General features: G+C 34.4%; 1 protein-coding gene. It reads right to left on the bottom strand.

Going from position 1 to position 1,630, the window contains the following annotated elements; all coding sequences use genetic code 11:
• Positions 1 to 247: 247 nt before the first annotated feature.
• Complete coding sequence (locus tag WKU33_RS18805) at positions 248 to 1,441, bottom strand: transposase family protein (RefSeq protein WP_340456120.1); 1,194 nt, start codon at positions 1,439 to 1,441, stop codon at positions 248 to 250.
• Positions 1,442 to 1,630 lie beyond the last annotated feature (189 nt).

Genomic DNA, 1,630 nt, shown 5'->3' with positions numbered 1-1,630 from the left:
TTATATAGTATATTCGATGGTATCATTTCTAGCAACAAGGAAACAGACTTTATAGCTATGAAGAGTAAATTTATCAATCACCTGAGGTAAAGAGGAAAATCAACTTATCCACGGTTGTTAAATTTTACCATGTTATTTTTGTGTTTTTTAAAGCTAAACGAACCGAATTTCTGGTATTTATCTATTTTTTTGTGGATAACTCATTTTTTACTTTTATATTATCACAACCTCTGCTACAATTTAATTATTAGGTAAACCTCACTTGAATGGGTTTCTCTAGGTCTACGAGGTCCTCTTCTATTAATGTTAGAGTCTGGAATGCTCTTAACAGGTTAGAGGCCTTTTTCTTGGCAGCTTTCATGATTTTTGACCCCTTTTCAAAAAGTTGAACCAGTATGTCGGTTATTTGTGTTAATAGATAGTTATTCTTCATCGCATTATAATCATGACTGTTCGGATGTTGAATATAGTAGCGAATATTCTTCTGGGTATTGAATCCCTCATTTTCGATTTTCCAACGACTTCTGCCTGCGTTAATGAGCCTCTTTGCGTTTTTCTTTTTTACGTTGATATTGGTAATATAAATAAATGTCCTTTTGTCCTTCTCCTTTTCTTCCACAAATTCTAATACATTCACTGTTCGTTCGTTGTAAGATATGCCATTCACCCATGATATTCCTTCATAAGAAGAGCTGTCTTCCAATATTTTCAGATTCTGAAATTCTCTCATTACCGATGGGATGCTTCCTTCTTTGAACCTGATCAGGTACTTCCATTTATTCTTATCGCATAACTGAAAGACGTTTTCACATGCATATAAGCTGTCTGCGATGATACAAATTGGCAGCCGTTTAAACGTGCTTTTTAACTTCTTTGCCATCCGATAAAAGGCATTCCGTTCACAATCCTGTTTTTCCACATCTTCTGATTCGTTCTCAATAAATTCAGATGCTATACTGAACACCATGTCTCCAGCTATTAGCTTTGCTTCCAAAACATGATGCATATATGTCGTCTTTTTCTCTCCAGTTTCTTCGTTCTTATGTTCCCGTTCCAGGCAATGTTCACAATGCTTTTCTCTAAATGTGAAAAGTCCTGTTCCATCAACGATGATTCCCCAATATTTACCACCTATCCGATAATCATAAAAGCACTTCTTATTTATGAGTTCTTTCACCATGTAAGTCCGAATGTTTTCAAGTTCCTCCATATCTAAACGAGACAGGAAATCGTTCACCGTATCATAGTGGGGTAATTCTTCCAGGTTTTCTATTCCCAGCATTTTTGATAGATTTTCAATACAGTTATCTGTATTAAATTCATCTGTCATTTCCCGCATCGACTCTAGATTGGATGCATTTTTCATCACAACCATCATTAAAATAACACCTGGATGATACGTTATATAGCTTGGATGCCTTGGATCTTTTACTTGTTTCAATTTCTTATTTAGATCCTTATAAAAATGGTTCTGGATTTTCAGAAATCGAAAAAATACTTATTATCCTTTTCCGCTTCACGCTTTTCTTTTCTGGTTATCATCATTAAAAACCTCCCATATATGCTAGTATTACAGTAATTTTACCATTATGTTATTCCATAATCAGCATATTTTTGGGAGGTATATAAT

Source organism: Oceanobacillus sp. HCA-5259 (assembly GCF_037892815.1).
Lineage (GTDB): Bacteria > Bacillota > Bacilli > Bacillales > Amphibacillaceae > Oceanobacillus > Oceanobacillus indicireducens.
Note: the sequence above shows the minus strand (reverse complement) of the source record. Positions and strands in the feature narration are given on the sequence as shown.